This is a genomic window from Embleya sp. L77 (assembly GCF_055557415.1).
On sequence record NZ_CM145709.1, the window covers coordinates 6,014,701 to 6,040,477 of the forward strand.

The window sequence follows — 25,777 nt, forward strand, 5'->3', positions numbered from 1 at the left end:
TGACGATGGGGCAGGTGCGGAGCCCACGGCAGCCACCGTTGATCATCGGCGTGTGAAGACTGAACATCACACGGTGACCGCAGGTCACAGCGCGGACCCCGCTCGTTGTCGGGAGTCCTTCGAGGTCCTGACAGGCCGAATCGCGGGCCGCTTCGCCCGGGTGGAGCCGCGGCGCCGAGCGGCGGCTGGTGCTCGGGCTCCTGTCAGACGTGCCACGAAAGCTGCTGGACGATCGCCGAGTGGACCGGAGAGTCCACCCCGGACGCCATGCAGCACCTGCTCAGCCGGGCCAAGTGGGATGCCGATGCCGTCCGCGACGACCTACGGGACTACGTGGTGGAGCACCCGCACGACGAACGGGCGGTGCTGGTGGTCGACGAGACCGGCGACGTCAAGAAGGCACCGGCGTCCAGCGCCAGTACACCGGCACCGCAGGCAGAATCGAAAATGCCCAGGTTGCCGTTTACCTGGTCTACGCGGGACGGCGCGGGCACGCCGCGGTAGACCGGGAACTGTACGTTCCGCGTTCCTGGACCACCGACCCCGACCGCTACCGTGCCGCCGGACTCGGCGAGGAGACCGCCTTTGCCACCAAACCGGAACTGGCCGCCCGCATGGTCACCCGTTCCTGGACGGCCACCGGGCACCTTGGGTCGCGGGCAGGTCTACGGCGGCAACCCGAACCTGCGCGCCACGCTGGAGGAACGCGGCACCGGCTACGTCCTCACGATGGCCCGCTCGCACGAAGTCACCACTGGCGCCCGGAGGTTCGGCGCTGATGAACACTCACACCACCTCGCGCCGGACGGCCTCGTGCGGCTGACCTGCAACGAGATCCAACGCTTCTTCATCACCCTCGTGGTCCGCCCCCGCCGACTCCCTGCCCGCGCTGGAGACGCCGAGGACTGGACGGTCGCCGCCGACATCTCCGCCGTGCAGGATATGGCCGCCTGCCAAACGGAGGTGTCCACTGCGAAATTGCTTGCGGCGGCCGCCGTCTCGAGTGACAAAGGGAACGCCTCGGGAACCGCTTCAAGGCGCCCGACAAGCCCTCACTCGGCCGGATCCCATCTGCTCCGGGCGTACGCCCGCCATGTCGGTCCTTTCTACATCGCCCGTGAGCTCATTGATGGCGAAACCGGCGAGTGAGGTACCCCGGGACTCCTGGTGCTTTGCGGGACGGCCTGTAGGGCAAGCCGCCGGTCTCCCGTGCCACTCCGCAGCTGCCCAGCGCTGACCGGACGGCAAGGACACCGGGCGAGGGGTCTTTGTTGTCTCGCCCGGCACATGTGTCGGCCTACTCCGTGAAGTGCCCGACCAGGTGCGGACGAGCGCGCTCGGTTCCCTGCTCGAGATGATCGTGTTTCGTGCGACGATCCTGGGCGTGCCCAGGATCGATGCTTCCTCTCCACGGCGCCGCCATCTGGCCGTTCCGCCCGTGGAAAGGTCGCCTGGTTCTCCGGAGGGACGTAGCGTTGGGGGTGCGGGGGAGATTTCACATATCTGCGAGGCGTCGGCGGTTGATGGTTCGACGCTCGGCCGCGATGGATGCCTCCCGAGTGGAGGAGGAGACCATGACTGGTCTCGTCCGTAAGAATTTCGAAGCGCCCGAGGAAACACGTCCGTTCGAAGCGGACAAGGGCAAGGTCGATCTCGTTTCCCTGAATGCCATTCCGGTGGGTCGGGGCACGTTCGAACCGGGCTGGCGTTGGTCGGAGCACGTGAAGCCGATCGCCGGGACCGACAGTTGCCAGGCGTCGCACGTCGGCTTGACGCTCTCCGGACGGATGCACATCGTCATGGACGACGGTGAGGAGATGGAGTTCGGAGCCGGAGACCTGATGGTCTGCCCACCCGGACACGACGCGTGGGTCGTCGGTGACGAGCCGTGCGTGGTGCTCGACTGGGCCGGCTTCGGCGACTACGCCAAGCGATAGGCCACCCCGCAGGCACCGAACGCGCGATGGCTTGGAAGGGGAGGACCTCGGCGAGCAGCGCTGACGAGGACCGAAACCGCCGGCCACGTCGCTCCGGCCGCCGGGCTTGCAATGTGCAGCGTGCGCTGTCGAGGGGCCACGCGGTTGCCGGATGCCCTCCTCGGCACTGTTCCTGATGCAGCGTCATATCGATGGGGGAGACGGGGGACCGGTGTGGCATTGTGGCCGGTGTGATCGATTCGGCTGTGATGGCATCGGACGACCCGGCTCTGGCGGGCGCGATCTTTGTGCTGCTTTTCGGCGTTGTGGGTGGGGCGTTCGGCGTGCGTATCGCGTTCGACGTGGGAGGTTGGCGAAGCCGAACCGTCGAGAGATGGCGGCGGACGAGTTCGATGACACTCGATATGAGCGGCACCGCCCAGACCCCGGAGGGCTTCGATTTCTTTCTTCGCGGGTGCGGCTGGTTGATGCTTACCTGCGGATCGGCGGCAGCGTTGGCCGGCGCGGTCGGCCTCCTGAGCTGAGATGTCGCAGCTGAGACGTCGCAACGGCCTTGGCAGGTGCAGTGCTCCACGGCCGCGCCGGGGGCTCATGCTTCGGCGTGGAGTTCGGTGAAGTACTGGGCCACCGCTTGGCCGGCCGCGGTGACGAGGTCGGTCTCGACGTGGCCTTCGGCGAGGCCGTCGGGGTCCGGCTTGAGGATGTACGCGGTGAGCCCGTCCGTGCCGACCTGGTCCATCTCGGTACGGTCGGCCCCGACCAAGGCGTGGTCGACGTGGGCCTGTTCCAGGGCGGTCATCGCCGCCCCGCCGACGTCGACGCGGCCGTCGACGATGTGGGTCACCGTGGTCTGGAAGTCGGTGATGGCACCGATCGTCTCGTTGCCGACCAGGCCGTCGAGACCGATGAGGCTGCGGCCGTTGTTGCCACGCCAGTCGTTGAGCAGCGCCTGGACGTAGCGCGTGTCCTGAGTGCCGTTGCCGCCTCCGTTGCCGACGCTGTCTTCCAGCGGCGAGTTCTCGGCCAGAACGACGACGCCGCCCGCGACCGGGACGAACAGGCTCAGTACCGCGAGCACGGCCAACTTGATGAGTGCTTTGACGAAGACCTCGGCCAGGAGTTGGCCGGTGACCTTCACGCAGACCTCGTAGACGAGCAGCCCTTCCTCTTCGCGGAAGAAGTGGAAGAAGACCTGCACCGGCGAGCCGAACCAGGTGCCGTCCCACAGGAGGATGCTCCGGTCCGGGTCGAAGAGTGTGCCGCGGTCGTACTTCATGGTCGGCACCGAGGTGGTGCGCAGGAAGTCCACCATGGCCTGGAAGGCATTCAGTTTGACCCGGCCCTTGCTCTTGCTCGACTGGGAGTTCGGCTTCACCTCGTAGAACTCCCGCCGTCCGGCGGCCGGATCGTGCGTGATGATGTCCGGTACCGGGAACTTCTCCCCTTCGTCGTCGTCATCGCGCTTGCGGATCTCGCACGTCTGCGCCACGAAGATCTCGTCCAGCGCAGGGTGGTGGAACTTCAGGAAGGCGGCGAGGTAGCGGCAGCGGGTGGTGCCGGCGTTCTCGTCGAAGAAGTCCGTCTGCGGCCCACCGGGCAGCGTGAGGAATTCGCTGCATCCGCCTTTGGCCAGGCAGTACTCCTGCCTGATGAACCACTCGGCGATTCGCCCGAACACCTGCGTGAGGCGGATGTGGACGCCTGCCTGCGAAGGCGTGAAGCACTGCTGGACCATGGCCGGGCTACCTTTCGCGCGAGCGCCCCGCAGCCGAGGAGCCGGCCGTCGAAGGGCACGGGTGACCGCTCTTCCAGCACACGCCCGTCACGCCTCGGTCGCAACCCGACGCACGGCGTGCGCCGCCTCGCTCGGGTTCGCGTCGCAGCGGGCCGGGTGCATCGCGGCGCGCAGCCGTGACGGCCCCGGCCGGCCCGTCCACGACGAGGTCGGGCCGGCCGGGGGTGGTCACGCGTCGTGGCTGCTTTGCGGTGCGCGGCTGCTGTGCAGGGCCTCGATGAGCCATGGATGGATCGGGAGCAGGGCCGGGATCAGTTGCCAACCCCTGACGATCCATACGAGCCGCCAGTAGCGGTTCACCAAGGGGTCCTGGGCGGGCTCGAACTGCCGGGCCAGCCAGGTGCGGAAGGCGTGGTCGGGGGTTCGGCCGAGAGCCTCGGCGAATCGGCGTACCAGGTCGTCGACGACGGGTGCGGCCTGTTCGCCGGCCGGGTCGATGCCCGCCTCCCTGGCCTCGGCGACCTTTCGGCGGGTGAATTCCATCAATTCGTCGCCGGCCTCGGTTTCGATGTCGAGCGTGCTTCGGCCTGCCTGGTAGGGGGCCGCCCGCCGCATCCGGGCCTGGAAGTCCGCGTCGCCGACCAGTTCGGCGATCTCCACCCATGCGGCGACCTGTTCGGGGGAGGGGTCGTCGGGGAGGTCGGGCGTGGCGGAGCGGACCATCGCCTCGACCACCGGGTCGGCGCCCACCGCCCCCGTGCCGAACGTGTCGTTCAGGAAATCGTCGATCAGGCGGCGGCGTTCGTCGCCCGACAAGTGCGTGAGTCGGTGCATGAGATTGGTCTCCTCGGGACTGGACCCGCGCGTGGCCACGACTCGCAGGACACTCCGACGCAGTTGCAGGATGCGAATCTGCACATCCACCGCGTCGGCATGCGCCGCGGCGACGTCCGCCACCGCGCGTTCGCGGTTCAGCACCTGCCGTACCGTGGCGAGATCCATGCCCAACTCGCGCAACGTGCGGACGAGTTCCAGTCGCAGCAGGGCGTCGAGGTCGTAGAGCCGATATCCGGCGGGAGTTCGGTCGGTCGGTACCACCACGCCCGAATCGGAGTAGAACCGAATCGTCGTGACCGACAAGCCGGTCCGCCGGGAAAGCTCCCCGATCGAGTAGAGAGTCGCACCGTCCATGCCCCCCACCCTCCTGTCTCAAGCCACTGGAGACTCAAGCGGCGTACCCCGAATCGCGACCCCTTCTCGGCAGTCGTAGAGCAGTATCGGGTTGTCGACGGCGAGCAACGAGACGTGCCACCCCACCAGGGACGCCCGGTCAGCCGGAGAGCGGGGCCTGAGCGCCGTAGGTGCGCTGCGCCGCCTTCACCTCGGCGTCCGACCGGCTGACCAATTGCTCGATCCGCTTGCCGTTCCTTCGGAGGAAAACCTTCTGGCTCTCCAGGGCCAGCGGTTCCAGGACGGCCATCACCGGCCGTGCGCACTCGGCGAAGACCGGTGCCCAGCGCTCGTTGTTCTCGGTGATCGCGGCGGGGGAGGCGGCGTGGGTGTTCATCCCGTCCTCCCAGGCCAGGAATTTTCCGAACGCGTCGAGTGAGGACGTCACGGGTATCTGCTCGGCGGGCGCGCCGGCTTCGACCATGCAGTCGCGGAACCCGGGCAGGGTGGCCCGTACTTCCGAGGAGGCCTGGATCGTGCGCATGCCCGACCACCACTGGTCGGCCAGGTCGGTGGACGTCCCCGGCACCTTGAACAGGGCGGTGGCGACCGGCCGGCACCTGTCGCGGGCCGCCGTTCGCAGGGGGTCCTCCGCCTTGCCGGGAAAGTCGATGGATATCGGCGGCACGAACGCCTTCGTGGCGGCGATCCGGTCCAGGTCGGGGAAGTCGACGGTGTTGACGGTCATCAGCACGTCGTACCCGGAGGCCGGGTCCGGCGTGAAGCCCGCCTCGGTCATGCAGCGTGCGAGGGCCGTCGACTGCAGGGCCTGCCGCAGCCGGGTGTACCGCACGCCGTCGTTGAACTGGGCGGAACTGGCGGGGAAGAGGCTGTGCAGCGCTTGGACGCCGATGACGGCGTCGGGGGAGAAGGTCGGGTCGGCCGACGGGCCGTCGGCGCCGGACGGACCGCAGGCGCCGAGCAAGCCCAGAGCCGCGGCCGCTCCGACCAACCGGAGCCCCCTGCGCAGGAGGTGGGTCGGCATGTGCGCGGGACGCCTACAGGTTGACGTGGACGTTGTACCCGGCGCCGCCGTCACCACTGATGACGATCATGTTCGTGCCGGTCGACACGTTGGTCATGATCGGCTGGCACCAGTTCGAGTTCGCGTTGTGCCACTGGGCCCGGGTGTTGGACATGTGCGGGTTGCCCCAACTGTCCCAGTAGGCCGCGCCGTAGGACGCCGAGTGGTCCACCCACGTCAGGTTGAAGTCGTTGCAGCCGGGCGGCTGCTTGGTGAACACGGTCTTGACGTTGGTCGGCTGGCTGCTCAGCCCGGCCTTGTACGTTCCGCAGTACCCACCGGGCGTTGCGCTCGCGACACCGGGCGCGACAGCCAGGGTGGACGCGCCGATGCCCGCGGCCGCAACCGCCAGGAGCGCGCGGCGGCGTGCTCGGTTCTTCGCCATGAGTCTCATCTCTTCTCTGCTTGGGTACGGGCTCGTGCCCGTGGAGGGAAGGTGATGCCTCGCGACAACGTCACCGACGCCGCCGTTCCCCCGAAGCGATCCGATCCTCCTGTCGCCGTGGCTGTCCGGTATTGGATAAATCCGACGTGGTGTACGCGGTTGCGGCAGTCACGTCCCACAATCCCGACTACCGGGGCACTTTCGATGCGGGACGACGCGCGGCCGGGGCGGTGGCGGCGCCGTCGAGGACGATGTCCACCGTGCGGGACGCGAAGTCCGGGTCGGCCGGGAGGCGGCGGAAGACCAGGTGCAGCCAGGCGGCGCCCGCCAGGAGGTCCATCAGGAGCATCGGGTCGGCGTCGGGGGCGAGTTCGCCTCGGGCGATGGCGCGTTCGAAGAGGAGTTGTTCGCGGGACAGTCGGTCGGCGAAGAACGCCCTTGTGTGCTCGGCGAGTTCGGGGCTGTGGGTGACCGCGCCGAGGGCGGCGACGGCGATGTCGGCGGTGGGTGGGGCGGTCAGCAGCCCGACGATCCCGTTGGTGAGGGCGATCAGGTCGCCGCGGAGGCTGCCGGTGTCGGGCAGCGGGAAGTCGAGCCGACCGGCGCCGGTGAGGGCGGCGCCGAGCAGGGCGCCCTTGGACGGCCACCAGCGGTAGATCGTGGTCTTGTTGACGCCGGATCGTTCGGCGACGCCCTCGATGGTCAGGCCCTCGTACCCCTTGTCCGCGAGCAGGTCGAGGGTGGCGTCGAAGATCTCCCGGGACTTGCGTGGCCCACCGCTTCCGGTGCGTACGCCGCTCCCGCGGTTGGCGTCACCTGTGCCTTGCCCGGCCGAACCGTCGCCGCCCGTGGCGGCGGGACTTGTGGCAGCGGGGTCCGCCGTGTGCTGCTCGTTCTTCATGCCGGGAGATTACCTCGAAATACAACGCGACGTTGCGTTGTGTTCGGTGTAGCGTGGCGGACATGGAGCCTCAGGAGCACGAATCCGGCCCGCCGGCGACGAGTGGGCGCGTCTGGGAGATCGAGGAGTCGTTGACCGTGCCGCTTCCGCCGGAGGCGGTCTATGCGGTGGTCGCCGATGTGCGGCGGATGAAGGAGTGGAGCCCGGAAGTCTTTGCGATTTGGCCCCGTGGCCGAAGCTTCGTCGGCTTCAACCGCCGGGGCCCGTGGGTCTGGTTCACCACGTGCCGGATCGTGACGGCCGACCCGGGCCGGGAGTTCGCCTTCGACGTCACCTCCTTCGGCCTGCCGATCGCCCGCTGGGGCTACCGCCTGACGCCGGCGGAGGAGGGGACGGTGGTGACCGAGTACTGGAACGATCTTCGCCGCGACGGGTGGCGCCGTCGGGTCGCCGAGGTGCTCGGCCTGGTCTTCACCGGCACCCCGCCCGCGCAGCGTGCCGCGCGCAATCGCCACGGCATGCGCACGACGCTGGTCCGGCTCAGGGCCGCGTGCGGAGGAGCCCCCTGACCCGCCGGGGGTCGGGGACGGCTACCGCGCCGCGTACGGGTGGTACAGGGCCCGGCAGCGGGCCGGATCCGGCGACGCCCCGGCCGTGATGGTGAGGAAGTGTTCGAGCTGCCAGGCCCGGGTCCGGTCGGCCTGCCGGTTGGTGGTGCTCACCCACGGCGGGTAGACGCGGAAGCCGCGCTTGCCGCCACTGCCCCGCACCGAGAGGATGCCGCGCTCGCGCAGGACGGCCTTCGGGAAGACGAACTGCCCGAAGTGTTCGCCCTGCCGGGAGCTGATCACCACCAGGTCGAGTCGATCCTCGGCGGCGAGCGGCGCGATCGGGCCGGCCGCCGAGCGCTGCCACAGGGTGACGAACTGGCCGACCTTGGTCGGTGTGGTCCCGGCGATCCGGAAACGGACCTCGGCACCGTCGACGGTGAACACGTGCGCCCCGTACTCCGCGCTCTCCGGCTCGGCCACCGGCGTCGAGCACACGAAGGCGTTCGGGTCGTAGACCAGGGCCTTCGCCGCGAGCAGGTCGGCGGGAAGCGATGCCGGCCAGGGGACGCACGCGGACGCGGGCCCGGATCGGGAGCCGGAGCCGGACGCGGACCGGGACCCGGACTCGGGCCCGGAGTCGAGCCCACCCCCGGACCCGGCGAAGTCGCAATGGTCGGGGTTCGTGGTCATTCCGGCATCCTGCCGGCACCGGCCCGCGAAGCCGGCGGCGGCACCCCGCGCGATCGGCCACGGCCGACCGGCCGGCCCCGCACGGTGTGATGCCCGGCAGGCCATCCCGCGGCCTACCGGGCATCACAATCGGGGAAGTCGGGGACCAACTTACGTGCGGATCAACTCAGCAGGCGCCGAGGTCGACCCACACTCCCCACTGACCGGTGGTCCCGGGTTCCTCGCCCTGGGTCCACCACTTGGCGCGGTAGGTGTGGCCGTTGTACGAGACCACACTGCCGTTGGTGTAGATCGAGTTCGCGTCCCACGCGGGCGCGGTGCAACTGCCCGGACCACTGCCGACGGTCAGCGTGTACGTCGTCGAGTGCACGACGGAGCCGGTGCCGGTGATGGTGATCGGGTAGGTGCCCGGAGTGGTGTTCGCGGCGACCGTGATGGTCGCGGTGGCCGACGAGCCGGACTGCACGGACGTCGGGTTGATGCTCACGCCGACGCCGTTCGGGGCGCCGCTTGCGGTGAGCGTCACGGTCTGCGCCGTGCCGCTCACGGTGGTGGTGTTCACCGTCGCGGTGCCCTGGCCGCCGAGCTGGATGGTGCCGGCCGCCGGGACGGTCGTGATGGAGAAGTCGGGGCCGGGCGTGGTGCCGCCGACCGCGGTCTTCCAGATCGCGTAGGCGATGCCGTCGGCGCTGCGGTTGAGGACCGTGGCGTCGACGTTGGACGTGGTGTCACACGCGGAGTGGTAGCAGGAGTCGTACGAGGCGCCCGCCGTGCCGCCCCACTTCGTGGCCTGTGCCTGCGTCTTGGTGGCGCTGGCACCGGCCGCGTAGCCGGAGGTCGGGATGCCGGCCTGCTGGAAGGAGTAGTCGTCGGAGCGGCCCTGGCCCTCGACGTTCTCCTCGGGACGCAGGTTCAACGTGTCCCAGTACGCCTTCAGCGGTCCGGCGGTGGCGGAGGTGATGTTGTTGATGAAGTAGCCCGCGTTGCGCGAGCCGACCATGTCGAAGTTGTAGTAGCCCTTGATCGCGGCACGCTGCGTGGAGCCGAGCTGGCCCACGTAGAACTGAGAGCCCTGGAGGCCCTGTTCCTCGCCGGCCCACCAGCCGAAGCGGACGTGCTTGGTGAGGGTGGGGTTGGCCTGGGCGAGGGCGAGTGCGTTCTCCAGGAGGGTGGCGGAGCCGGAGCCGTTGTCGTTGATGCCGGGGCCGGCCGAGACGCTGTCGAGGTGGGCGCCGAACATCACGACGGAGTCGGCGGGGCCGCCGGGCCAGTCGGCGATCAGGTTGTTGGATCGGTAGGTGCAGGAGGTGCAGGTCTGCTCGGTGACGGTGTAGCCGGCCGCCTGGAGCTTGCTCTTCACGTATGCCACGGAGGCGGTGTAACCCGCGCTGCCCGCGCGGCGGTTGCCGCCGTTCTGCGACGCGATCGTGTTGAGCTGGGACAGGTGCGCCTGGACGTTGGCCACACTGATGTCCGGCGGGTCGCTCGGGTTGCCGGGCCCGCTGGAGACGGTCAGGTTGTACTGCGCGGTGTGTGTGGCGCTCGTACCCGCACCGGTCACGGTGATCGCGGTGGTGCTCGACGGCGCCGAGGTGCTCGCCGTCAGGGTCAGCACCGAGGTGCCACCCGCCTGCACGGTCGCCGGGTTGAACGAGGCGGTCACACCGGACGGCAGCGGACCCGCCGACAGGGTGATGTTCTGCGCCGCGCCCTGGGTGACGGTGGTCGTCACGGTCGTGGTCGCGGTGCCACCGGGCGCCACGCTGCCGCTGGTCGGGCTGACACCGATGGTGAAGTCGGGGCCCGGGTTGCCGACGCACGTGGGGTCGTTGGGCTGTGCGGGCAGGCTGACGGCGTCCCAGGCGGCCTTGGTCTTGTTGAACAGGGCGCAGGTGGGGTCGAGGGTCTTGGCCGAAGTCAGCGTGGTGGTGCGGTACTTCTTGTAGGTCATGCCGCTGGTCTTGAGGAGCATGCCGCCGTAGAAGATCTTCCCGGCCTGTTGGATGCCGACGCCGGTGAGGGTGGTGTTGTTGCAGGTGGGGCTGTTGGGTTTGCCGCCGCCGGGGCTGGTGCCCTCGGCGAGGAGGTAGAACCAGTGGTTGAGCGGGCCGGCGGCCTTGTGGACCTCGGTGCTGGGGATGGAGGAGCTGTAGCAGTCCGGGTCGCCGTTGGTGGAGGGCTTGTACATGTAGCGGATCGGGCCCTGGCCGACCAGGTTCACGGTCTCGCCGACGGTGTAGTCGGGGGTGTCGTACGGGGAGGGCTCGTTGGTGTACGCCTCGGTCAGTGCGCCGAAGATGTCGCCGGTGCCCTCGCCGAGTCCGGCCTCGCTGCCGGCGCCGCCGGGGGTGAACTGGTCGATGCCGTGCCCGAATTCGTGGCCCACCACGTCCATCGAGGCGATCCACTGGTTCGACTGGTTGTGCCCGATGGACACCGACGAGCCGTCCCAGTAGGCGTTGACGTCGTTGAGGCCGACCTTGACCGGCCAGCTCCCGCCGTTGCCGTTGTGCCCGTTGCGACCGAGCCAGTCGCGGAGCATGTTCCATTCCTTCTGCGCCGCCCACATGACGTCGACGCAGCCGGTCTCCTTGCTGGACGCCTGGCCGTTGCCCCACGAGTCGGTGGACTTCGTGAAGACCTGGCCGGTGGAGTAGTCCGCGCAGGTCAGACCGGGGCGGTTCGGGTCGCGCAGGGAGAAGGAGCTGCCCGAGCCGGTGGTGTCGATGGTGAGCGGATTCGGGCCGTTCCACTGGCTGTTGCCGCTGCCGGCCCGGACGTCGTCGTAACTGTCGAGCACCGCCCCGGTGCTCGCGTCGACGAACACGTGCAACCGGCTGGGCGCGGTGTCGGTACGACCGATCAGCACGGTCTCCCAGGCCAGCGCGGTCTTGTCGTCCTTGACCCGGACGACCAGACGGTGCGATTCGACCTTGTCCACGACCGGGAGCTTGGCCTTGGACGTGGCCTCGGCGGCGCCGGCCGTGACGGTCGGCTGGGTGGTGACCGATATGCGCGCGTCGGTGGAGGACTGGGTCGCCCGCACCCGGCCCTTCCCATCGGCCAGTACCACGGCGTCCCCACCGACGACCGGGAGGCCGCGGTAGGTGCGCTGGTACGCGACCGAGAACAGGTCGTTGACCCACGGGGTCACGACCTGGCGTTCGTACTGCTCGTCGGGCCCCTTGGCGAGACTGTCCAGGCCGCTTGCGGCCGCCCGGTCGGCGGCGGATACCGCGAGTGCCTGGGGGTTGGCGGGGGGAGGGGACGGGTCGGCGGCGGCCGAGGGTCCGGCCGCGCCGATCGCCAAACCGGCGAGCATGGCCAGGACGGTCCCGGCCGTGGTCGTTCTGCGATTCATCGAGGCTCCTTGGGTGGAAGGCAGACCTCGACCACGTCGCCGGCATGCGCCGCGTACGCCTCGTGAGCGACGCGGGCGACCGTGCAGGCCGGGTTCGTGCCCGAGCGAGCGAAACACTCACACGGGTGTGGGGACTTGGTGAAGTGATCGGCAACGGCCGGCAAATTCTGGCAAACACCAAGCAGACCCCGGGAGTCGCGGGAGTGCCGGGTCAACCGATCGGGCGGCCGTTCGCTGATTTCGGTGCCTGTTCCGGGGCTGCTCCGACGACCCCGGGACCTGCGCCGATCCGCCTCTCAGTGACCGGGCATCTGCTCCAACAGGTCGCGGACCTCGGGCAGATCGCTCCAGTGCCGGGTCAGACGCCGACGCAGGCTCAGTAGTTCCCGATTGGTGGTGGCCGTGCCCAGTCCCGCCGCCTCGTGCACCACCGGCGCGGCGGCGAGCACCGCCGCGTCCGGCTGGCCGGCGCACGCGAGCGCGTCCGCCAGGCGCACCGTGAGCAACACCCGCGCCGGTTGCATCGGCACCGGCAGCAGGTCGAGCGCCGCCTGTACCGACTTGACGGCGGAGCGGGCCGAGGCCAGGTCGCCGGTACGCGCCGCCAGATCGCGCAACGCGCCGCCGATGGTGGCCTCCATCCGCAGCCGACCGGCCAGCCCGGTCAACCACGGCGCCTCGGCCCGGTCGCGTTCGTCGAAGCGACTCACGTGTCGATGTGCGGTGGCGATGCGCTGCCGACACTCGGCGATGTCGCCGCCGAGCGCGTGTCCGCGCGCCTGGTACAGCTGGGCCAGCGTGGTGATCCAGGCCCGGCCTGCGTCCACCGCCTCCAGCGCGCGGGCGTAGGCCAGGGCCGCCGCCGCGTCACCGTCCAGGCGGGCCAGCGAGCACACGTCGCCGAGCAGCGACGCGCGCGCGCCCGGGCTCTCGCACACGTCGGCCCAGTTGAGGCCGCGGTCGTACCAGGCCATGCCGATCACGCTCTGCCCCTGCTGCATCCGGAACCGACCGGCCAGCTGGGCGTAGTCGGCGGCCAGGCGCAGCTGGGCGTGCGGGGAACGGCCGTGCGCGTTGAGCGATTCGGCCCAACTGACGATCCGGCGCAGCACGTACTCGACCGAGCCGACCAGCCCGGTGGTGGAGCCGTGCAGACCGGCCTGGGTGTAGCCGCCGAGCAGGGCGGTGAGCACGTGGACGACGTCGGGGTCGACACCGGCGGGGTTGGTCCCGTCGATGTCGCCCAGGATGGTGAGCGCGTCGGCGTACGGCGGCACCTCGCACTCGTGAGAACCGTCCTTGCCGTGCAGCGGGCAGGGCAGCCCGTGGTACGGCAGCCGATCGGGCCAGAACCGGTCGGCCAGCGGCGCCAGACCGGCGGGTGCCTCGCCGCCGGGGATCACCGAGAAGTGGGTGCGATGCAGGGCGGGCGGCGGAATCGATCGGCTCGTCAACAGCGCGGACAGGTCCCCGCCGGTGTCCAGGAGATCGTCGAGTCGGCGCGGTAGGCCGGCGGGGGGTTCACGCAGACCGGCCTCCAGCTTGCTGATCAGGCTGTGGTGGTAGCCGACGCGTAGCCCCAGCTGCTGCTGCGTCATTCCCGCGAGGCGGCGCCGGGTCCGCAGCGTGCGGCCGAACTCCGCCCACAACGGTGTAGACGCGACCTTTAGCGGTGGGGACGCGACCTTTGTGGTGACGGGCGCGTTCGGGAGCCTGTTCACGTTCGTCCTCCCCGAGGTAACTCCGGATGGTCGACGGTTGGTCACTGCCCGGAGCAGGGTGACAGACGGCGGTAGGCGTTGTCTGCGGTGGAACGAGCCATTCCGCTTTTGCCGGACGGGTGCCCGATGGGTGTACGGGGCCGGAACCCGACCTGACACGATGTGACATATCACCCCGCATTACCCGGCTGGACCCCGGACGGCGGTCCTGGACTGTGCTTGCGGCCGGGACTGCGCAAGACTTGCCACACCGGTAGCACTCACCCCTTCCTTTGCTGAGGCAATATGCGCTGCACGATCGCTGGCCAGTCCTTCCACCTGCAGATGAACGAGGTGGAGCGCGCGATGAGCGGGGTCAAGCCCGACCCGATCACCGGCGAATCGGTCCGTATCGGGCGCCGTACCTATCCGGTCAAGCAGGTGGGATCGGTGATCACGGGACAACTTCCGCGTGATTTCAGCGCGGCGGAGGTCTCGCGGGCGCTCACGAAGCTCGGATTCACCGTCCTGCCGCCGGCTCCGCCGGCTCCGCCGGAGTTGTGATCCTTCGGGGGTTCGGGGCCTTCGGGGGCTTTGGTCCTTCGCGGGCTTTGGCCCTTCGAGGGCTTCGACCCTGTCGGGTCTTTGGCCCTGTGGGGTCGTTGACCCTGTCGGGTTGTTGACCCTGCGGGGTCCTTGACCCTGTGGGGTCCTTGATCCTGTGGGGTTGTTGACCTGTAGGTCTTTCGGTTCGAATGCCGGCCGGGCTGTGTGCTCGGCCGGCGCGTGCCGGTTGCTCGGGGGCGGCCTGGGGCGCCGGGCGCGGGGCCTGGGATGTCGGGCGCGGGCCGCGGGCCGCAGGTATTGGGCCTCGGGGGCGTCGGGCGTCGTTTCAGGCGCTGGGCGTTGCCTGGCGGGGCAGGCCGTCGAGGAGGCCGTCTCGGGCGCCCGGGCCGGCCGAGGCGCGCAGATCGTGCGAGGTCAGCGGTTCGCCGCAGTGTGAGCAGACGTGCACGGCGGTGGTGGGTTGGCCGCAGTTGGTGTGCGTGACGATCAGCGGCGGGCCGTCCGGCGCGGCCCACTGGTCGCCCCACTGACGCATCGCGTTGAGAACTGGCCACAACGCGCGGCCCTTGTCAGTGAGCCGGTAGTCGTAGCGCGCCGGCTTGTCCTGGTACGCCTCGCGGGTCAGGACACCGTGTTCGATCAGGTGTTCCAGCCGCTGGGTGAGCACATTGCGGGAGATGCCCAGCCGCTCGTGGAAGTCGTCGAAGCGGGTCACGCCCAGGAAGGCGTCCCGCACGATCAGCATCGTCCACCACTCGCCGGCCACCTCCAGGAACTGGGCGACCGAGCAGGACATCTCCTGGAAACTCTTCCGACGCATGGCCCCATTCTAGCCGGCGAGTCCTTTCATGGAACTCAGTGAGTTGCATTATAGAACTTACTGGTCCTACCTTGAGTTGCGTCATAGAACTCGACCTAGGGGGCCGCGCCTTCATGGCCAGTACCGATCCGGATCACCCGCCCCGCGCGCTTGCCGCAGTCCTGGTCTGCGCGGGTGTCGTACTCGTCAATCTCGACCTGTTCATCGTCAACGTGGCGATGCCGTCGCTGGCCGATACCTGGTCCGACGCCTCGCTCGCCGACCTGTCCTGGGTGCTCAACGCCTACACCGTGGTCTTCGCCGCGCTCCTGGTACCGGCCGGCCGACTCTCCGACCGGATCGGCCACCGGCGTGCGTTTCTGGCCGGGATCGCCGTGTTCACCGTGGCGTCCGCGCTGTGCGCCGCGTCGCCCACGCTCGCGGTGCTGGTGATCGCCCGGCTGATCCAGGCGGTCGGGGCCGCACTGCTGATGCCCGCGTCGCTCGGCCTGCTGCTCACCTCCTATCCGCCCGAGCGGCGCGGCACGGTGATCCGTACGTGGGCCGCGATCGGCGGACTCGCCGCCGCCCTCGGTCCGGTCCTGGGCGGGCTGCTCCTCGAACCCGGTTGGCGCTGGGTCTTCCTGGTCAACCTGCCGATCGGCGTGTTCACGCTGGTACTCGGCGCGCGTCGGCTGCCCGACCCGGCACCCACCGACCGCGGTCCGCTGCCCGACCTGCTCGGCGCCGCGTTGTTGACCGCGGCGATCGGCGCGCTGTCGCTGGGCGTGGTCCGCGCGCCGGACTGGGGCTGGTCGGCCGGTCGTACGGTGGGCGTCTGGGTGCTCACGCTGCTGTTCGCGGCCGGCTTCCTGCTGCGCAACGCGCGCCATCCGCGCCCGGTCGTCGAGGGTGCACTGGTGCGCAACCGGACCTACGCGGTCTCGGGGATCGCCAACACCCTGTTCGGGGTCGCGTTCGCCGGGATGTTGATCTCCGGCTCGATGTGGATGCAGACCGTGTGGGGCTGGAGCGCGCTGCGCACCGGGCTGGGCACCGTGCCCGGACCGCTGTGTGTGCCGTTCGTGAGCATTCTGGCCGGGCGCTATGTGGCCCGCTTCGGACCCGGGCCGCTGGTCGTGGTCGGCGGGCTCTCGTTCGGTGCGGGTCTGGGGTGGTGGATCGTCCGGCTCGAACCACACGCGCACTACGCGAGCGACCTGCTGCCCGGTTCGATCCTCACCGGTATCGGCGTCGGCCTGATCCTGCCCACGTTGATCGCCACCGCAACCGGCGCACTGACGCCGGACCGGTTCGCCACCGGCTCGGGAGTGATCACGATGCTGCGCCAGGTCGGATCGGCGCTCGGCGTCGCGGTATTCGTCGCAGCGGTGGGCGCACCGGCCACGCTCGACGGGTACGACCGGGCCTGGTACCTCCTCGGCGGGGCGACTCTGCTCACGGCGACGGCGGCCTTGTTCCTGCCGCGGCAGGGGCGGGACGCGGGGGCGGGGGGTTCGGGCGTGGGGGGCTCGGAGGGTTCTGAGGGTTCGGGGGGTTCGGGGGGTTCGGGAGCTTTGGCGGATGCGGTGCGGGGTTCGACGGCGGGAGCGGGGGCTTCGGGTGGCTCGGTGCGGGATGCGGCGACGGCTGCGGGGGCGGGAGCGGGAGCAGCGCCGGGGTCGTGATGGTTTGCGGGGCGGGGTTGGGTGGGGGCTGCGGCTGAGGGGAGGGGGCTTCGGGGGCTCGGCGCGGGATGCGGCGGGCCCTGCGGAGGTTGGGGCGAGGGTGGGAGCGGCGCCGGGGTCGTGATGGTTTGCGGTGCTGGATTGGGTGGGGGCAGGGGGAGGGGGGCTTCGGGGGGGTGCCTCTATGTCTTTCGTCAAGCGTGAGCGGGTCATGCGGCGACCGGTTCGGCCGGGCGGGATTCGTAGAACGTGCCGTCTCTGAGCATGGCGAACAGGACGCTGATGCGTTGTCGGGCGAGGCGGAGGAGGGCCTGGGTGTGGGTCTTGCCGCGGGTTCTGCAGCGGTCGTAGTAGGTGCGGGAGGCGGGGTCGTGCAGGGCGGCGAACGAGGAGAGGAACATCGCCCGTTTCAGCAGCCGATTGCCTGTCCTGGGGGCGTGTTCGCCGTGGATGGAGGATCCGGAGGACTTCGTCGTGGGGGCCAGGCCCGCGTAGGAGGCCAGGTGGGCGGCGGTGGGGAAGGACGACCCGTCGCCGATGGTGACCAGGAGGGTGGCTGCGGTCCTGACTCCGACTCCGGGCATCGAGGTCAGGACCTGGGAAAGAGGGTGGGCCTCCAGGAGCTCGCCGATCTGCGTCTCGACGGCGCGTCGTTGTTCGTGGACGGCGGCGAGCGAGCGGGCCAGGGAGGGCACGACCGTGTCGAGGGTGGTGGTGCCGGGGACGACGACGGTCTGTTCGTCGAGTGCGTCGAAGATGTCGTTCACGAGGCGTTCGGCCATGCGCGGGGCCTTCGGGCGTATCAGGGCCACGAGTCTGCGGCGGCCGGCCCTGCGCAGGGCGGCGGGCGAGCCGTGTCGCTCCAGGAGGTGGGTGACGGCCGGATGGTCCAGGTGGGGTCCGAGGACGCGTTCGAGGGAGGGGTGGAACTGGGTCAGGAGGCCGCGGATGCGGTTGCTGGTGCGGGTGGCCTCGCCGGCGAGGTCCTGGTCGAAGCCCGTCAGCACCGTGAGCTGGGCGATGGCCTCGTCGGCGACCTCGAGGGCGCGCAGGGTGTGGGGCATGGTGCGGGCGGCGTCGGCGATCACGTGGGCGTCGCGGGCGTCGGTCTTGGCCTCGCCCGGGTAGAGATCGGCGATCCGCCGCATGGCGAGGCCAGGGAGGTAGGCGACCTCGCAGCCGGCGTCCCGGGCGACGGTCAACGGGAGGGCGCCGATCGAGGCGGGCTGGTCGACGATCACCAGTACGGTGCCGAACTTCGCCCGGAGCTTGTCGAAGACGGCCCGCAGCTTCGGTTCGCTGTTGGGCAGCCTCTTGTCGTAGACGGTCTTGCCGCCGGTGGTGAGGCCGTGGCCGTGGTGGTCGGTCTTGCCCACGTCCAGGCCGAGAAAGACCTTGATGTCGCCGGTGTCGAGCACCGCACCCCTCCGAGGGTGGTCGTTCCGGTCCCGGCCTCACGCCTTCGCACCGCACGCGCGCATCCACGTTACGCAGACCAACCGCCCTTCGGAGGCCGGGCGTTGCGCTCGGCCGGGCGGTGGTCAGGCCTCTCATCAGCGGTCAAACGGTGCTCCGGATCCGGTGACACCACCCCCCAGGTCATGCGTTCGACAGGGGGTAGAAGTCATGCCGGACCCGGAGGCCAGGAGCCCCGTTTCAGGGCCACGGAAAAGGTAACGGGGGGGGGCTCAGCGCGGGGTGCGGCGACGGCTGCGGGGGCGGGGCCGGGTTGTGTCGGCTTGGGGTGTGGAGTTCGCGACCGGGGCGGGGGAGTGGCGGGGCGGCTGGGGCTTCGGCGCCGCCCGGAGGCGGGGTGGCGACGGGGTTGTGTCGGCTTGCGGTGTGAGTGCGCGACCCGGGCGGTGGGGAGCGGCGGGGCGGCCGGGGCTTTGGAGGGTCCGGTGCGGGATTCGGCGGCGCGAGGGCAGGGTGACGCGGGTTGCGATGGTTTGCGGTGCGGAGTTCGCGACCGGGGTGGGGGAGTGGCGGGGCGGCAGGGGCTTTAGCTAGAGGGTTTGGTGCGGGATTCGGGTGTGATGGCGGGGGCGATGCCGGGTTGTGAGGGCTTGCGGCACAGGGTCAGAGGCCGGGGCCGTCGGCGGTGGCGGGGCCGTTTCAGAGCCCGGTACGGGGCTGCGTGCAGGGTCCGACTTCGGGGTCGGGAGGGTTATCGGCTGCGGGCTCGTTGCGGGTCCGGTTCGGAGCCGGATGTGTGTGGTCGGCTGTGGGCGCGTGTTGGTGCGGGGGTGCGGGGGTGCGGGGGTGTGGGTTTGTGGGCGGCCCATCTCGGTGGCGGTGAGGGGTTTGCCGCCCACGGCTCGGCGTGGTGTTGCGGCCGGGGCGACCGGTGGAGGGGGGCCGGCCGTGACATCGGGTCGGTCAGGATTCCTTTGTGGCCTTGGCGGCCTTGGCCGCGCGCTTGGCCTCCTGCTTGTGCGCGCGGACCTTGGCCAGCGACTCGGGGCCGGTGATGTCGGCGACCGACCTGTGCGAGCCGACCTCGCCGTAGCCGCCGGCCGCCTCGCGCCAACCGTCCGGAGTCACGCCGTACTGCTTGCCGAGCAGGGCCAGGAAGATCTGCGCCTTCTGTTTCCCGAAGCCGGGCAACTCCTGGAGCCGCTTGAGCAACTCCGTGCCGGTCGTCGCGTCGGCCCACACCGCGCTTGCCTCGCCGTCGTAGTGCTCGACCAGATACCGGCACAACTGCTGCACGCGGTTCGCCATCGACCCGGGATAGCGGTGCACGGCGGGCTTGGTGGACAGGAGTTCGGCGAACCCGTCCGGGTCGTACTCGGCGATCTCGTGCGCGTCCAGGTCGGTGCGGCCCAGGCGTTGGGCGATCGTGTAGGGGCCGGCGAAGGCCCATTCCATCGGGATCTGCTGATCCAGGAGCATGCCGACCAGCGCCGCCAACGCACTGCGCCCGAGCAATTCGTCCGCCTCGGCCTGCTGGGCGAGGTGCACTGTCGTATTCATCCTTCGATGATCTCCCGGTGGGCGCCGGAGACGCACTCGGACTCGCCGGATCCCGCCGCTCCGCCGCTACCTCTCCCGCCCCCCCGCCGCGGCATCCCGTCTCCGCCCGCCGCCGACGCAGCTGCCGCAACCTGCCGCAACCGCTGCTGTCGCTGCCGCCACTGCCGCCACTGCTACCGGTGTCGCCGGTGACTGCCGTTGGCGCCACGGCCGCCGCCCTCCCGCCACCGCCGCCGTTGCCACCACAGCGGCCATTGCCCATGCCGCCATGGCTATCGTCGTTGCCGCTGCTGCGTCATTGTCACCGGCGCCACCGGCGCCACCACGGTTACCGCCGCTGCCGCCGCCACGGCCGCAACGACCGTCGCCGTCCCGCCACCGCCACCGCCGTTGCCACCACAGCGGCCATTGCCGACGCCGCTACGGCTACCGTCGTTGCCGCTGCTGCGTCATTGTCACCGGCGCCACCAGCGCCGCCACGGCCACTGCCGCTGCCGTCGCCACGGCCCGTCGCCGTCCCGCCGCCATGGCTACCGTCGTTGCCGCTGCTGCGTCATTGCCGCCGGCGCCACCGGCGTCGTTACGGCCACTGCTCCCGCCACCGCCGCTTCGTCGCCACGGCCGTCCCGGTCATCCGCACCGCCGCCGCGGTTCCGTCACTGCCGCTGCCGCCACCACGCCACTGTCGTCGTCGCTCCCGCCACGGGAGTGCCGCAGCCGCTGTTGCCGGCCACCACCGGCTCGCCACCGCACGGTGGCCGCCGCCCATGCGCCCGCCGCTGCCGCTGCCGTCTCCGTTCCGTCGCCACGGCCGCCACGGCCGCTTCGCTTCGTCGGTGTCGACGGCCCCGTCGACGCCGGCATCGCCGAGTCGGGTTCGACGTGGGGCGGGGCCGAGGTGCCAGGCGCCGGGGGGTCAGTGGCTGCCCGTGCGTGGGACGACCAGGCCTGATTCGTAGGCGATCACCACTGCCTGGACTCGGTCGCGCAGGCCGAGTCGGCGTAGTACTCGGCTTACGTGTGACTTGATCGTTTCCTCGCCGACCACCAGCCGCGTGGCGATCTCGGCGTTCGACAGGCCCTCGGCGACCAGGCGCAGTACGTCCACCTCCCGTGGGGTGAGGTCGGCCAGACCGGGTGGGGCCGGGCGTGGTCGCAGGCGGGTGAATTCGCCGATCAGTCGCCGGGTGACGCTCGGCGCGAGGAGTGCCTCGCCGGCCGCCACCACGCGGACCGCGTCGAAGAGGCGTTCGGCGGTCACGTCCTTGATCAGGAAGCCGCCCGCGCCCGCGACCAGTGCGTCGTAGACGTGCTCGTCGAGGTCGAACGTGGTCAGCATGAGGATCCGGGGCGGCTCGCCGTCGACGCCGCCGGCGCGGATGCGGCGGGTCGCCTCGATGCCGTCCATCACCGGCATGCGCACGTCCATCACCACGACGTCGGGGCGCTGCTCGCGGCAGTGCAGGATCGCCTCCGCACCGTCCGCGGCGGTGCCGACCACGGTGAAGTCCGGTTGGGTGTCGAGGAGTGCGGCGAAGCCGGCCCGGACCACCTCCTGGTCGTCGGCCACCACGATCCGCAACGTCGCCTGCCCGTTCATCCCGTGCTCCCGGAGCAGGCAAGCCCCGCGCTGCCGGCCGTGCCCCGGGCGCCGGGTATGCCGCCGGTGTCCGCCGGTCCACCCGTGCCCGCGACTCGGGGGGCCGGGAGCGTGGCCTCGACCACGAAGCCGCCCATCGGCGTGGCCCCGGCGCGCACCTCGCCGCCCACGCTCGCCGCGCGCTCACGCATGCCCAGCAGGCCGTGCCCGCCCGGACCGGTGCCGGCGCGCGGATCGGTGTGCGGGCCGGGCCCGTTGTCGCGTACGCGCACCAGCAGCAGGTCTTCGTCGGAGTAGTCGAGCAGTACGTCCACGGCGGCTCCGGGTGCGTGGCGGCGAGCGTTGGTCAACGACTCCTGGACGATGCGGTAGGCCGCCAGCTCGACGCCCGGGTCGAGCACGGCGATCCGCCCGCGCACGATCAGCCGCATGCCCGCGCCGGCGAAGTCCCGGGACTCGTCGATCAGATCGAGCAGTTGCTGGAGGCCCGGCTGCGGCTGGCGGGTCCGCTCGGCGCCCGCGTCCTCGCGCAGCACCCCGAGCAGGCGGCGCATCTCGGTCAGCGCGGTGCGGGCCGTGTCGCCGATTGCGAGCAGCCGTTCGGCGCCCTGCTCGGGCATGCCCGGAGTGGTCAGGCGGGCGGTCTCGGCCTGCACCGAGATCATCGAGATGTGGTGGGCGACCACGTCGTGCAACTCACGGGCGATCCTGGCTCGTTCGCCGCGCGCGGTGAACTCCAGCAGGGTGCTCTCGATCGCGTGCCGAGAGGCGTCCCGCTCGGCGGTGCGGGCGCGGGCGCCGCGCACCCGTATCCGCACCAGCGCCACCCACGCGGCGAGCATCGCGATCGACGCGGCGATCGGGACACCCTGGTAGAGCACCCCGGTGGGCACCGCCGCCGCGGTCACCGTCATCGCGACCGTCGCCGGGCGGCGCGGCGCGAACACCAACGGCACCGTCGCGCACAGGCCCAGGATCAGCGCAACCGACAACATGCCCGCCGCCTGGCCGGAACGAAGTGCGGTGCGCACCACCGTCTCGGGCAGCGAGAACAGGCCGAGCGCCACCCCGGCCCCGAAGGAACACCACAGCGGTTCCCTGCGCCACGGTCCTAGTCGCCACTCTCGTGGTCGCCACGCCCGTGCGCGCCACCCTTGTGTTTGCCACGGTTTCGGGCGCCACAGCGATCTGCCGCGCCACCGACCGGGTTCGGGGGCGCGGCCCGGGACCGGATCGCTGTGCTTCATGGCGCCATTGTCTCGGTCGGGCCACCGGGCCCGCTTCCCCCGGGCCGGGGAATCCGCCTCCCCCGTATCGGGGAGGTCGGCCGTAGCTTCCCCCCCCCCGCACGGGGAAACCAAGTTGGCTCGCATGCGTGATGCCCCGAGGCCGGCCGAATTCATAGCCTCTCGGACATGGAAGCAACCATCGAAGTGCGCGGCCTGCGCAAGAGCTACGGTCCGCATACCGCCGTCGACGGGCTGTCGTTCACCGTCGAGCCGGGCCAGGTCACCGGCTTCGTCGGACCCAACGGCGCCGGCAAGTCCACGACGATGCGGATCGTCCTCGGCCTGGATCGCCCCGACGACGGCACAGCGCTGGTCGGCGGCCGGCCGTACCGCACGCTGCGCACGCCACTGCGCGAACTGGGATCGCTGCTGGACGCGGCGGCGCTACACCCGGCCCGCCCGGCCCGCGACCACCTGTTGTGGATGGCGCACTCCAACGGCCTGCCCGCACGCCGGGTGGACGACGTACTGGAGACCGTGGGCCTGACGTCGGCGGCCCGCCGGCCCGCGGGTGGCTTCTCGCTCGGCATGCGGCAGCGCCTTGGCATAGCCGGCGCGCTGCTCGGCGACCCGCCGATGCTGATGCTCGACGAACCGGTCAACGGCCTCGACCCCGAGGGCGTGGTGTGGATCCGGGGGCTGCTGCGCTCGCTGGCCGCGGAGGGGCGCGCGGTGCTGGTGTCCAGCCACTTGATGAGCGAACTGGAGGACAGCGCCGACCACCTCGTGGTGATCGGTCGCGGCCGGCTGATCGCCGACACGAGCATCGGCGAACTGCTCGCGGTCGCGTCCGGCGGCCGGATCGTGCTCCGTACCGCACAGCGCCGCGAGGCGATGACCGTGCTGACCGGCGTCGGCGCGACCGTCGCCGCGACCGAGCGCGACGCGCTGACCGTCACCGGTCTGTCCGCCGAGCGCATCATCGGGCTGCTCACCGAGCACGGCGTGCCGTTCTCCGGGATCGCCGAGCACCGCGCCTCGCTCGAAGAGGCCTATATGGAACTCACCCGGGACGCGGTCGACTTCCGCGCCCCCGGCAACGTCGAGGAGCGGGCATGAGCGTCCCCACGACCACGCCGTACCGCAGCACGCTGACCGGCGGGCGGGACACGTTCGGCCGGTTGCTGCTCGCCGAGTGGACCAAGCTCAGGTCGGTCCGCCGCTGGCTGCTCACGCTGGTCTCGGCGGCCGTGCTGACCGTGCTGGTCGGTTTGCTGATCGCGAGCGGCACCGGTGGCAGCCGGGAGGTGGCGAGCGATGGTGCGGGCGGCAAGGTCGACCTGGCCGAGCACTTCATGGACGGCGGGCAGTTCGTCGAGCGCGAGCTGACCGGCGACGGCGAGCTGGTCGCGCGCGTGACGACGCAGGAACGCAGCGCCGGTCGGGCCAAGGCGGGCCTGATGATCCGGGCGAGCGACGCGCGCGGCGCGGCGTACGCGGCGGTGGTGGTCACCCCCGACCACGGGGTCCGGTTGCAGAGCGGATACGGCCGCGACCAGGCGGGTGGCGGAGGACCCGCCCCGCGCTGGCTCAAGCTGGTCCGGGCCGGTGGGACGATCACCGCGTACGAGTCGAGCGACGGCACCGCCTGGCGCCGGGTCGGCCGGGTCGATCCGGGCAAGCTCCCGCAGACCGCCCGGATCGGGCTGTACGTCGGTTCGCCGGACGCCGTCGAGGTCGAGCGGCAGTTCGGCAGCGAGGGCATCTCCGGGCAGACCACCACCGGCAAGGCCACCTTCGACCACGTGAGCCTGACGCCCGCGCAGCCGCAACAGCCGACCGGGCCCTGGCGCAACCGGGTCGGACCGGACGGCTCGACGGGCCCCTCCGGCCCGGCCGTCGACCGCCCCGACGCCGGCCCGCCGCCGGGCTTTACCGAGACCAATGGCACGTTCACGGTGATCGGCACCGGCGACATCGGCCTGGACCGGTTCGGCGACGACGGCACCCAGACGATCCTGGGCGGCGTACTGATCGGCATGATCGCGGTGGTGGCGCTCGGGGTGTTGTCGATCACCGCCGAATTCCACCGGGACACGATCCGCACCACGTTCGCCGCCGTGCCCCGTCGAGGGCGGGTGCTCGCCGCCAAGGCGATCGTGCTCGGCGCCGCCACGTTCGTCGTCGGACTGCTCGGCACCTTCGGCGCGTTCCTGATCACCGGCCCGGTGGAACGTTCGAAGGACCGCATACCGGCCGGCCTTTCCGACCCGAACGTGCTGCGTGCGTTGATCGGGACGGCCGCGTTGCTCGCGCTGGTTGCGATGCTCGCACTGGCGATCGGTACGATCCTGCGCCGAGCCGCACCCGCGATCGCCGTGGTACTCGCGCTGCTCCTGCTCCCGCGCATCATCGGCAGCGGCCTGTCGGTCTCCACCGCGACCTGGCTGGAACGGCTCACCCCCGCGGCCGGGTTCGCCATCCAGCGCACGTTCGACCGCTACGACAGCACGATCGGGCCGTGGACCGGGCTGGGCGTGCTGTGCGGCTACGCGGTGGTGGCCCTGGTCTTCGCCGGATGGCGGTTGCACCGGCGGGACACATGAGAAACGCCGTGCACGCCGAATGGACCAAGCTGCGCACGGTGCGCTCGACCGCCTGGCTGCTGCTCGGCCTGATCACGGTCACCGTGCTGGTGAGCGTGCTGAGCACCTCGGCCATGCACACCTCGCACTGCCCGACGCCGACCGGCTGCTTCGAGGACACCACCAAGGACAGCCTGATCGGCATTCGGGTCGGCCAGATCGCGGTCGTCCTGCTCGCGGTGTCAATGATCGGCAACGAATACGGCACCGGGATGATCCACACGTCCCTGACCGCGCTTCCACGCCGCTGCACGCTGCTCGCGGGCAAGGCACTGCTGCTGGTGGCGATGGTCGCGGTCGCGGGCACGCTCGCGGTGCTCGGGTCGCTGTGGGCGGGGCGCACGATCCTGGCCGGCAACGGCTTCACTCCCGAACACGGCTACCCCACCCTGTCCCCGACCGACGGCCCGACCCTGCGCGCAGCCGCAGGCACCGTCCTCTACCTGATCCTGATCGCCCTGCTGTCCCTCGGCGTCACCATCACGATCCGCGACACGGCCGGCGCCGTCACCGTGCTCCTGACCCTCCTCTACATCCTCCCCCTCCTCGTACAAACCATCACCGACCCCACCTGGCACGACCGCCTCGAAAAGCTCCCACCCATGACCGCCGGCCTGGCCATCACCACCACCCACAACCTCGACCGACTCCCCATAGCCCCCTGGCCCGGCACCACCCTCCTCGCCGGCTACACGGCGGCGGCCCTACTCCTGGCAACCGTGACCTTCACCCGCCGCGATGCGTGAACACCGGGCAGCC

Annotated in this window: 21 protein-coding genes and 1 pseudogene; 9 read left to right on the forward strand and 13 right to left on the reverse strand. The window is 70.7% G+C overall.

Annotated elements, in window-relative coordinates:
• Positions 1 to 127 precede the first annotated feature (127 nt).
• The 3 genes and pseudogenes from ACZOOI_RS25680 to ACZOOI_RS25690 all read left to right on the forward strand — a co-directional run.
• Positions 128 to 780 (forward strand): annotated as a pseudogene (locus ACZOOI_RS25680) (IS701 family transposase); the annotation flags it as partial.
• A gap of 794 nt (positions 781 to 1,574) precedes the next feature.
• Positions 1,575 to 1,937, forward strand: coding sequence for a cupin domain-containing protein (locus tag ACZOOI_RS25685; RefSeq protein WP_465281288.1), 363 nt, complete (start codon positions 1,575 to 1,577; stop codon positions 1,935 to 1,937).
• A gap of 230 nt (positions 1,938 to 2,167) precedes the next feature.
• Complete coding sequence (locus ACZOOI_RS25690) at positions 2,168 to 2,461, forward strand: hypothetical protein (protein WP_465278049.1); 294 nt, start codon at positions 2,168 to 2,170, stop codon at positions 2,459 to 2,461.
• Positions 2,462 to 2,526: 65 nt separating this feature from the next.
• Here the strand turns inward: ACZOOI_RS25690 and ACZOOI_RS25695 are convergent, their stop codons facing one another.
• The 5 genes from ACZOOI_RS25695 to ACZOOI_RS25715 form a co-directional block, all read right to left on the reverse strand.
• Positions 2,527 to 3,672, reverse strand: coding sequence for a hypothetical protein (locus ACZOOI_RS25695; RefSeq protein ID WP_465278050.1), 1,146 nt, complete (start codon positions 3,670 to 3,672; stop codon positions 2,527 to 2,529).
• 228 nt (positions 3,673 to 3,900) lie between these two features.
• The gene (locus ACZOOI_RS25700; RefSeq protein WP_465278051.1) at positions 3,901 to 4,863 is read right to left on the reverse strand and encodes a MerR family transcriptional regulator; all 963 of its coding nucleotides are present in this window, start codon (positions 4,861 to 4,863) and stop codon (positions 3,901 to 3,903) included.
• Positions 4,864 to 5,002: 139 nt separating this feature from the next.
• Positions 5,003 to 5,887: a hypothetical protein gene (locus ACZOOI_RS25705; protein WP_465278052.1), complete on the reverse strand. Its 885-nt coding sequence runs from the start codon at positions 5,885 to 5,887 to the stop codon at positions 5,003 to 5,005.
• 13 nt (positions 5,888 to 5,900) lie between these two features.
• Positions 5,901 to 6,311, reverse strand: a complete 411-nt coding sequence (locus ACZOOI_RS25710; protein ID WP_391587855.1) for a hypothetical protein — start codon at positions 6,309 to 6,311, stop codon at positions 5,901 to 5,903.
• Between the two features lie 187 nt (positions 6,312 to 6,498).
• Positions 6,499 to 7,212 carry a TetR/AcrR family transcriptional regulator gene (locus ACZOOI_RS25715; protein WP_465278053.1) on the reverse strand — a complete coding sequence of 238 codons (714 nt, stop codon included), beginning with the start codon at positions 7,210 to 7,212 and terminating at the stop codon, positions 6,499 to 6,501.
• 62 nt (positions 7,213 to 7,274) lie between these two features.
• On the opposite strand from ACZOOI_RS25715, the gene ACZOOI_RS25720 reads away from it, so the two are divergent.
• Positions 7,275 to 7,781, forward strand: a complete 507-nt coding sequence (locus ACZOOI_RS25720) for an SRPBCC family protein (RefSeq protein ID WP_465278054.1) — start codon at positions 7,275 to 7,277, stop codon at positions 7,779 to 7,781.
• Positions 7,782 to 7,802: 21 nt separating this feature from the next.
• On the opposite strand, the gene ACZOOI_RS25725 is transcribed toward ACZOOI_RS25720, so the two are convergent.
• The 3 genes from ACZOOI_RS25725 to ACZOOI_RS25735 all read right to left on the reverse strand — a co-directional run bounded on the left by ACZOOI_RS25725 (position 7,803) and on the right by ACZOOI_RS25735 (position 13,535).
• Entirely contained in the window at positions 7,803 to 8,453 is a 651-nt protein-coding gene (locus ACZOOI_RS25725; protein WP_465278055.1) for a MepB family protein, read from the reverse strand.
• Positions 8,454 to 8,619: 166 nt separating this feature from the next.
• A complete protein-coding gene (locus ACZOOI_RS25730) occupies positions 8,620 to 11,814 on the reverse strand; it encodes a M28 family peptidase (RefSeq protein ID WP_465278056.1) in 3,195 nt (1,064 codons plus the stop codon).
• Between the two features lie 296 nt (positions 11,815 to 12,110).
• Positions 12,111 to 13,535 carry a helix-turn-helix domain-containing protein gene (locus ACZOOI_RS25735; protein WP_465278057.1) on the reverse strand — a complete coding sequence of 475 codons (1,425 nt, stop codon included), beginning with the start codon at positions 13,533 to 13,535 and terminating at the stop codon, positions 12,111 to 12,113.
• Positions 13,536 to 13,820: 285 nt separating this feature from the next.
• Here ACZOOI_RS25735 and ACZOOI_RS25740 point away from each other — a divergent pair, with 285 nt between their 5' ends.
• Positions 13,821 to 14,078, forward strand: a complete 258-nt coding sequence (locus tag ACZOOI_RS25740; protein WP_465278058.1) for an SCO5918 family protein — start codon at positions 13,821 to 13,823, stop codon at positions 14,076 to 14,078.
• Positions 14,079 to 14,406: 328 nt separating this feature from the next.
• On the opposite strand, the gene ACZOOI_RS25745 is transcribed toward ACZOOI_RS25740, so the two are convergent.
• Positions 14,407 to 14,901, reverse strand: a complete 495-nt coding sequence (locus tag ACZOOI_RS25745) for a winged helix-turn-helix transcriptional regulator (RefSeq protein WP_391581797.1) — start codon at positions 14,899 to 14,901, stop codon at positions 14,407 to 14,409.
• Between the two features lie 113 nt (positions 14,902 to 15,014).
• On the opposite strand from ACZOOI_RS25745, the gene ACZOOI_RS25750 reads away from it, so the two are divergent.
• Positions 15,015 to 16,568: an MFS transporter gene (locus ACZOOI_RS25750; RefSeq protein ID WP_465278059.1), complete on the forward strand. Its 1,554-nt coding sequence runs from the start codon at positions 15,015 to 15,017 to the stop codon at positions 16,566 to 16,568.
• A 209-nt stretch (positions 16,569 to 16,777) separates the two neighbouring features.
• On the opposite strand, the gene ACZOOI_RS25755 is transcribed toward ACZOOI_RS25750, so the two are convergent.
• The 4 genes from ACZOOI_RS25755 to ACZOOI_RS25770 all read right to left on the reverse strand — a co-directional run bounded on the left by ACZOOI_RS25755 (position 16,778) and on the right by ACZOOI_RS25770 (position 22,211).
• Positions 16,778 to 17,986 carry an IS110 family RNA-guided transposase gene (locus ACZOOI_RS25755; RefSeq protein WP_465278060.1) on the reverse strand — a complete coding sequence of 403 codons (1,209 nt, stop codon included), beginning with the start codon at positions 17,984 to 17,986 and terminating at the stop codon, positions 16,778 to 16,780.
• Positions 17,987 to 18,947: 961 nt separating this feature from the next.
• Complete coding sequence (locus tag ACZOOI_RS25760) at positions 18,948 to 19,544, reverse strand: HhH-GPD-type base excision DNA repair protein (protein ID WP_465278061.1); 597 nt, start codon at positions 19,542 to 19,544, stop codon at positions 18,948 to 18,950.
• 916 nt (positions 19,545 to 20,460) lie between these two features.
• Positions 20,461 to 21,144, reverse strand: a complete 684-nt coding sequence (locus ACZOOI_RS25765; protein WP_465278062.1) for a response regulator — start codon at positions 21,142 to 21,144, stop codon at positions 20,461 to 20,463.
• The gene (locus ACZOOI_RS25770) at positions 21,141 to 22,211 is read right to left on the reverse strand and encodes a sensor histidine kinase (protein WP_465278063.1); all 1,071 of its coding nucleotides are present in this window, start codon (positions 22,209 to 22,211) and stop codon (positions 21,141 to 21,143) included. The genes ACZOOI_RS25765 and ACZOOI_RS25770 overlap by 4 nt, the downstream gene beginning before the upstream one ends.
• Positions 22,212 to 22,559: 348 nt before the next feature.
• Here ACZOOI_RS25770 and ACZOOI_RS25775 point away from each other — a divergent pair, with 348 nt between their 5' ends.
• Genes ACZOOI_RS25775 through ACZOOI_RS25785 form a run of 3 tightly spaced genes read left to right on the forward strand, consistent with a single transcriptional unit; the run spans position 22,560 to position 25,764 of the window.
• Positions 22,560 to 23,492 carry an ABC transporter ATP-binding protein gene (locus ACZOOI_RS25775; protein WP_465278064.1) on the forward strand — a complete coding sequence of 311 codons (933 nt, stop codon included), beginning with the start codon at positions 22,560 to 22,562 and terminating at the stop codon, positions 23,490 to 23,492.
• Complete coding sequence (locus ACZOOI_RS25780) at positions 23,489 to 24,979, forward strand: ABC transporter permease subunit (RefSeq protein ID WP_465278065.1); 1,491 nt, start codon at positions 23,489 to 23,491, stop codon at positions 24,977 to 24,979. Before ACZOOI_RS25775 ends, ACZOOI_RS25780 begins: the two co-directional genes overlap by 4 nt.
• The gene (locus tag ACZOOI_RS25785; RefSeq protein WP_465278066.1) at positions 24,976 to 25,764 is read left to right on the forward strand and encodes an ABC transporter permease; all 789 of its coding nucleotides are present in this window, start codon (positions 24,976 to 24,978) and stop codon (positions 25,762 to 25,764) included. The genes ACZOOI_RS25780 and ACZOOI_RS25785 overlap by 4 nt, the downstream gene beginning before the upstream one ends.
• The last annotated feature ends 13 nt before the right edge of the window (positions 25,765 to 25,777 follow it).